This is a genomic window from Streptomyces sp. 15-116A (assembly GCF_025290915.1).
Lineage (GTDB): Bacteria > Actinomycetota > Actinomycetes > Streptomycetales > Streptomycetaceae > Streptomyces.
Genome location: NZ_JAOCQE010000349.1, coordinates 1 through 5,523, shown reverse-complemented (window position 1 = coordinate 5,523; position 5,523 = coordinate 1). Strand labels below are relative to the sequence as shown.

The 5,523-nt window shown below is 73.0% G+C and carries 7 protein-coding genes; 3 read left to right on the top strand and 4 right to left on the bottom strand.

Going from position 1 to position 5,523, the window contains the following annotated elements:
* Nucleotides 1–566 (top strand): zinc-binding dehydrogenase (locus N4P33_RS31865; RefSeq protein ID WP_260830423.1); only part of this gene is annotated, 566 nt, incomplete at its 5' end.
* 39 nt (nucleotides 567–605) lie between these two features.
* Here N4P33_RS31865 and N4P33_RS31860 read toward each other — a convergent pair.
* Nucleotides 606–923 carry an SHOCT domain-containing protein gene (locus N4P33_RS31860; RefSeq protein WP_260830422.1) on the bottom strand — a complete coding sequence of 106 codons (318 nt, stop codon included), beginning with the start codon at nucleotides 921–923 and terminating at the stop codon, nucleotides 606–608.
* 38 nt (nucleotides 924–961) lie between these two features.
* Nucleotides 962–1,384: a DUF6325 family protein gene (locus N4P33_RS31855; protein WP_260830425.1), complete on the bottom strand. Its 423-nt coding sequence runs from the start codon at nucleotides 1,382–1,384 to the stop codon at nucleotides 962–964.
* Between the two features lie 177 nt (nucleotides 1,385–1,561).
* Here N4P33_RS31855 and N4P33_RS31850 point away from each other — a divergent pair, with 177 nt between their 5' ends.
* Nucleotides 1,562–2,884, top strand: coding sequence for a hypothetical protein (locus N4P33_RS31850; protein ID WP_260830421.1), 1,323 nt, complete (start codon nucleotides 1,562–1,564; stop codon nucleotides 2,882–2,884).
* Between the two features lie 47 nt (nucleotides 2,885–2,931).
* On the opposite strand, the gene N4P33_RS31845 is transcribed toward N4P33_RS31850, so the two are convergent.
* Entirely contained in the window at nucleotides 2,932–3,558 is a 627-nt protein-coding gene (locus N4P33_RS31845; RefSeq protein WP_260830420.1) for a DUF389 domain-containing protein, read from the bottom strand.
* Nucleotides 3,559–3,701: 143 nt separating this feature from the next.
* Between N4P33_RS31845 and N4P33_RS31840 the strand changes: the two genes are divergently transcribed.
* Entirely contained in the window at nucleotides 3,702–4,277 is a 576-nt protein-coding gene (locus N4P33_RS31840; RefSeq protein WP_260830424.1) for a DM13 domain-containing protein, read from the top strand.
* Nucleotides 4,278–4,284: 7 nt separating this feature from the next.
* Here the strand turns inward: N4P33_RS31840 and N4P33_RS31835 are convergent, their stop codons facing one another.
* The gene (locus N4P33_RS31835) at nucleotides 4,285–5,154 is read right to left on the bottom strand and encodes a DUF72 domain-containing protein (protein ID WP_260830419.1); all 870 of its coding nucleotides are present in this window, start codon (nucleotides 5,152–5,154) and stop codon (nucleotides 4,285–4,287) included.
* Nucleotides 5,155–5,523: the final 369 nt, after the last annotated feature.

Sequence of the window (5,523 nt, the reverse complement as noted above, 5' to 3'; positions counted from 1 at the left end):
GGTCGCTGCGGGCGGCGGGGCTCGGGCCGGGGAAGCGGGTGCTGATCACGGGCGCGTCCGGTGGAGTGGGCCGGTTCGCCGTGCAGTTGGCGGCGCGGGCCGGGGCCCGGGTGATCGCGTCCGTGGGGTCCGAGGCGCGCGGCGCGGGGCTGGCGGAACTCGGCGCGGACGAGGTGGTGATCGGCCTGCGGGGGATCGACGGCCCGGTGGACATCGTCATCGACGGGGTGGGCGGCCCCCAACTGGTCGAGGCGTGGCGCCTGCTGGCCCCGGGCGGCAGCCTGCAGAGCGTCGGCTGGACATCCGGCGAACCGGCCGTCCTCCCGCCCTACGCGACGGTCGGCCCCGCCAAGTCCCTCACCTCGTTCGTGATCGAGGGCAACGCGGGCGCGGACCTGGCGACCCTCGCCGAACTCGCCGCGGAGGGCGCCCTGACGGTGGAACTCGGCTGGCAGGGCTCCTGGGAGCGCTTCGACGAGGCGGCCCAGGCCCTCCGCGGACGCCGGGTGCCCGGGAAGGCGGTGCTGGAGGTCGCGGGCGGCGCCGATGCGCTCGGGCGGACCTGAGGACGCCGCACCGCCACGATCGGCACCGTCTCGGCAAGGTCACCCGTTCAACAGGCGCTGCTTCTGCTGCTCGAACTCCGCCTCGGTGAGCACCCCTTGGGCCTTGAGCTCACCGAGCTGCTTGAGCTGTTCGATCCTGGCGGACATGTCGGGATCCGGCGTGCCTGACGCGGGCGGCGGGGGCGGAGGGACCGGTGCGGGCGGCGGTGCGGCATACGACGCCTGCTGGGGGCCGTACGGGTCGTAGCCCTGGGCCGCCCAGCGGCCCCGCTGCCGCCGTGTCACACGGTTCGACACGGCGGTCGCCGTCCCGGCGACGATGGCGGTGCGGGCCACGCCCCGGATGAGACCTGGCATGGCGTACCTCCTGACCGTTGGTACTCATCGGCGACAGTTCACCGCGCGGACTCGGTCGCGTCGAGCGCGGCGATCAGATCGGCCACCGGGATGCGCCCGGAGGCGACCATCCTGGCCCCGCCGCGGCGCAGGGCGGCGGCGAACGGGGCGGCCCACAGGTTCTCGTAGACGAGGATCCCGGCGGAGCTGCCCGGTTCCAGCGCGACCGCGGCCTCCTCGATGTCGTCCTGGCCCAGTACGCCCGACGACGCGCCGTCGAAGACGGAGAGGTCGAGCTGTCCGTCGCGGTCGAAGTCGGCGATCTCCATGCCGGTCACGGAGCCGTCCTCGTCCTTCCTGACGAACATCAGGTCGATGATCCGGATGACGCCCCGGTCCACGAGATCGACCAGCAGCGGGAAGCCCTCGCCCGTCATCCGGTTGCCCGGGAACTCGACGACCAGGTAGTCGATCGGGCCCATGTCCTCGTACGCGTCGTGCTCGTCGCTCACGATGTCACTCCCGGTGGTCGTGGCTACCTGTCCGTGACGGTGTCACCTCATTGCATCACCGCACCCCGGCCCTCGCATTTCGGTGCCGTTCACCCGCCCGCATCGCCCCGGTGGCGGGCGGGACGGGGCCCGAATCTGCTGGTGGGCATGACGGACACCGGTGACGGGCAGCAGCCGCCCGGGGAACGCGGCGAGCTGGACGAGCTGCGGCTGCGGGTGCGGGCCCTGGAGGCGGCCGGTGCCGCGCCGGCCGCCCGGCACCACCCGTTCCGCTCGCTCGGCGCGGCGCTGCTGATCGGCCTGGCCGCGCTCCTCTCGCTGCTGTCGGTGGTCGCGGTATGGGCGGACAGCATCGTGCAGGACACCGACCGCTACGTCGCCACCGTCGGGCCGCTCGCCGACGACCCCGAGGTGCAGCGGGCGGTCACCGACCGCGTCACCACCGTCGTCCTGGACCGGATCGACGTGGACGCGCTGGTGCGGGAGCTGACGGAGGCCGCGGAGGGGCAGGGCGTGCCGCCGCGGCTGGCTGAGCTGCTGGGCGGCCTGGACGGGCCGATCGAGAGCGGACTGCGGCAGCTGGTCGGCAGCACCGTCGAGCGGGTGGTCACCAGCGGCGCCTTCAGAACGGTCTGGGTGGAGGCCAACCGCCGGGTGCACGCGGCGATCGACGAGGCGCTGACCGGCGAGGGGGAGGGACCGGTACGGCTGAAGGACGACGAGGTGGTCATCGACGTCGCTCCCCTCGTCGCCGAGGTCAAGAAGCGGCTGGTCGACGCGGGCTTCGGGCCCGCCGCGCGGATCCCGTCCGTCCACACGGACTTCGTGGTCTTCTCGTCCGAGGAGATCGGCACGGTCAGGACCTGGGTGAGGGTGCTGGAGATCCTCGGCGGCTGGCTGCCGCTCGTCGCGCTGCTGGTCGCGGCGGCCGGGGTGTATGTGGCGTTCAACCGGCGGCACGCGCTGATCGGGGTGGCCCTGGCGGTGTTCGTCGCCATGGTGGTGCTCGGTGTCTTCCTCACCGTCGCCCGCGGGGTGTACCTCGACCGGTTGCCGTCCGGTACCTCCCGGGCGGCGGCGGGCGCCGTGTACGACGCGCTGGTCAGGTTCCTGCGGGCGGGTGCGCGGGCGCTCGGCGCCGCCGCCCTGTTCACCGCCGCCGGTGCCTTCCTCGCGGGCCCGTCGCGGGTCGCCGTGCTCCTCCGCACCGGGTGCTCCCGCAGCATCGGCGCGCTGCGGGACGTGGCGAAGTCCGCGGGGTTCCGTACGGGGCCGGTCGGGCGGTTCGTGCACCGGTTCAAGCGCTGGATCGGGGTGGTGATCCTGGTGGTCGCGGCGGTGGTGCTGTTCACCTGGAGCTATCCGACGACGGCGGTCGTGGTGTGGACGGCGGTGGTCACCTTGGCGGCGCTCGCGATCCGCGAGTTCCTGGACGATCCGGTGCCGTCGGGTCGGGCCGCGGCCCATTGACCGGCCGAGTCGTGTGGTTCGGGGGCGCGGGCCCGTGCGGCAGCCGCTCAGTCGCCCACCCGGCCCGCTTCGATCCGCTGGCCGCTCATCGTGTTCACCACGACCGGGACCCCGTCCGGGATCTGCCCCTCCAGGCGGGCGAGCAGATCATGGACCGGCGGGAGCCTCCCGGGGATCTGGACGTGGATGTGCATGGTCCGCGAGGCGGTGTCGACCTTCGACACGAACAGCGCCAGCGCGCCCAGCGCCAGCCAGCACGACAGCCGCCCCAGGCAGACGCCGGTCACCACCAGCGGCGGTACGAGGGAGATGGCGATCGCGACACCGGGCAGCACGGCGGCGACGTCCCGCCGCGCCAGGGCCACCGCCCCGGCCAGCCCCGTCGCCATCGCGGCGACCAGATTCATCAGCCGCGGTGATGTCCGCGAGGAGATCTGGCTGTTGGACAGCAGGTCGTAGTCGGCCGGCGGCACCACCGAGAACAGCATCCCGAGCGCGACGACCACGGAGACGGCGACCAGGACGACAAGGGCCGACCCCGTCCTGCGGCGCTGCACCGACCCCAGGGCGATGCCCATGATCGGCGTGGACAACGGCGCGATGATCATGGCGCCGATCACGGTGGCCGTCGAGTCGGTGAGCACCCCGGCGGCCGCGATGAAACTTCCCCTCAAACAGCCACGAACGACGCGTATCGCGAGGGCAGGACACGGAGTCCGGGAACGTAAGAGTTTCGTCATCCGCCGTGCGGCCTCCGCCCGCCGTTCTGCCCGTTGAATTAGGAGCGGGACGAGTGAACTTCCAGGAGGCGGACGGTATGGGGCGGTTGCGCGGGGCGCTGGTGAGGCCGTGGGTGATCGGGGTGCTGGTGGTGGCGGTCGCCGGGGCGGGATTCGGGCTGTACTGGTTCCAGCCGTGGAAGCTGTGGCAGGACGAGACGGTGAGCGAGGCGCTGCCCGCCGGCGCGGCGAGCGCGCCCGCACCCACCGCGTCCGCCTCTGCCTCCGCCTCTGCATCTGCTTCTCCCACTCCCACCGCGCCCACGACTCTGGCGAGCGGCGAGCTGATCAGCCATGAGCACGCCACCTCCGGCACGGTGAAGCTGCTGCGGCTGGCCGACGGCAGTCATGTCGTACGTCTGGAGCGGCTCGACACCAGCAACGGCCCCGATCTGCGCGTCTGGTTGACCGACGCCCCGGTGAAGGAGGGGCGGGCCGGCTGGCACGTCTTCGACGACGGCCGGTACGTCAGCCTCGGCAAGCTCAAGGGCAACAAGGGCAGCCAGAACTACGTCCTGCCGGAGGACGTCGACCCGTCCCGGTTCAGCAGCGTCAGCATCTGGTGCGACCGCTTCGACGTCTCCTTCGGCGCGGCGGAGCTGGCCCGCGCCTGACGCGAGGTCAGGGTTTGGCCGTGACCGGTACGGACAGCCCGAGCAGGCGTGTCATCGCCTCCGCGGCCCGTACGGCGGCGTCTCCGCAACAATTGTTGAACAATACGTGGAGCTGATCGACCCGCTCGGCGAGTGCGCGCAACCGCGGCTCCCACTCGCCGAGTTCGCGGTCGTCGTACGCGTACCGGAAGCGGTCCTCCTTGCTCCCGGTGCCCCAGGCGGGGCTGCGTCCGTGGAACCGTACGACGGACAGCGTGGGCGAGGTGACGGGCGTGACGGGCGGTATCGAGGCCGGCAGCGTCCGGTTCATGTCGACGGCGACGGCGGCCATGCCGTACCGCGCGAGCAGCGCGCGCGTGGACTCGGCCCGCTCCTCCTGCCACCACGCCGGGTGCCGGAACTCGACGGCGAGGGGCCACCCTTGGGTCCGCCGGGCGGTCCGCTCCAGAAACGCCTCGGCCCGCACGCCGGGCCGGAACCACGGCGGGAACTGGAACAGCACGCTCCCCAGCCGCCCGGCCCGCCGCAACGGCGCGATCCCGGCGGCGAAATGACCCCACACCTCGTCGAGCACACCGGGATCCCCGGCGTCGGGCGGCAGCCCGTCCGGCATCACCGCATCGCGCGTGCGGTGCCCGGTGAGCAGCGAGAACGCCTTCACGTCGAACACGAACCCGTCCGGCGTCCGCTCCACCCACAGGCGGCTGTTCCGCTCGGCGGGCAGCGCGTAGTACGAGGCGTCGACCTCCACCACCGGGAACCGCTCGGCGTAGTGCCGCAACCGCCCCTCGGCGTCCCGCCGCCCCGCCGGATACCACCCACTGGCGACCAGCGCCCGATCGGTCCACGAACACGTGCCCACGAGGATGCGACCCATGGGGGTGCGGATACCCGAAGGCGTCTCGGGCAGACGGGGGTTGCGTGGGCCGGCGTGCGGTGGGGGCGCACGGGCCAGGACCGGCGTGCACACGCGGCCCTCCGCACGCCCCAGCCCTCAGCCCTCCGGGTACGCGCAACTCCCAGCCCTCCGCGCGCCCTCAGCCCTCAGCCCTCCGCGTACCCGCAGCTTCCAGCCCTCCGCGCGCCCTCAGCCCTCAGTCCTCCGCGTACCCGCAGCTTCCAGCCCTCCGCGCGCCCTCAGCCCTCAGCCCTCCGCGTACCCGCAGCTTCCAGCCCTCCGCGCGCCCTCAGCCCTCAGTCCTCCGCGTACCCGCAGCTTCCAGCCCTCCGCGCGCCCTCAGCCCTC

Bases quoted from the DNA above. Each gene is read 5' to 3' on its own strand.
- N4P33_RS31850 (WP_260830421.1), top strand. From the start codon at position 1,562: ATGACGGACACCGGTGACGGGCAGCAGCCGCCCGGGGAACGCGGCGAG.
- N4P33_RS31840 (WP_260830424.1), top strand. From the start codon at position 3,702: ATGGGGCGGTTGCGCGGGGCGCTGGTGAGGCCGTGGGTGATCGGGGTG.
- N4P33_RS31835 (WP_260830419.1), bottom strand. From the start codon at position 5,154: ATGGGTCGCATCCTCGTGGGCACGTGTTCGTGGACCGATCGGGCGCTG.
- N4P33_RS31855 (WP_260830425.1), bottom strand. From the start codon at position 1,384: ATGGGCCCGATCGACTACCTGGTCGTCGAGTTCCCGGGCAACCGGATG.
- N4P33_RS31860 (WP_260830422.1), bottom strand. From the start codon at position 923: ATGCCAGGTCTCATCCGGGGCGTGGCCCGCACCGCCATCGTCGCCGGG.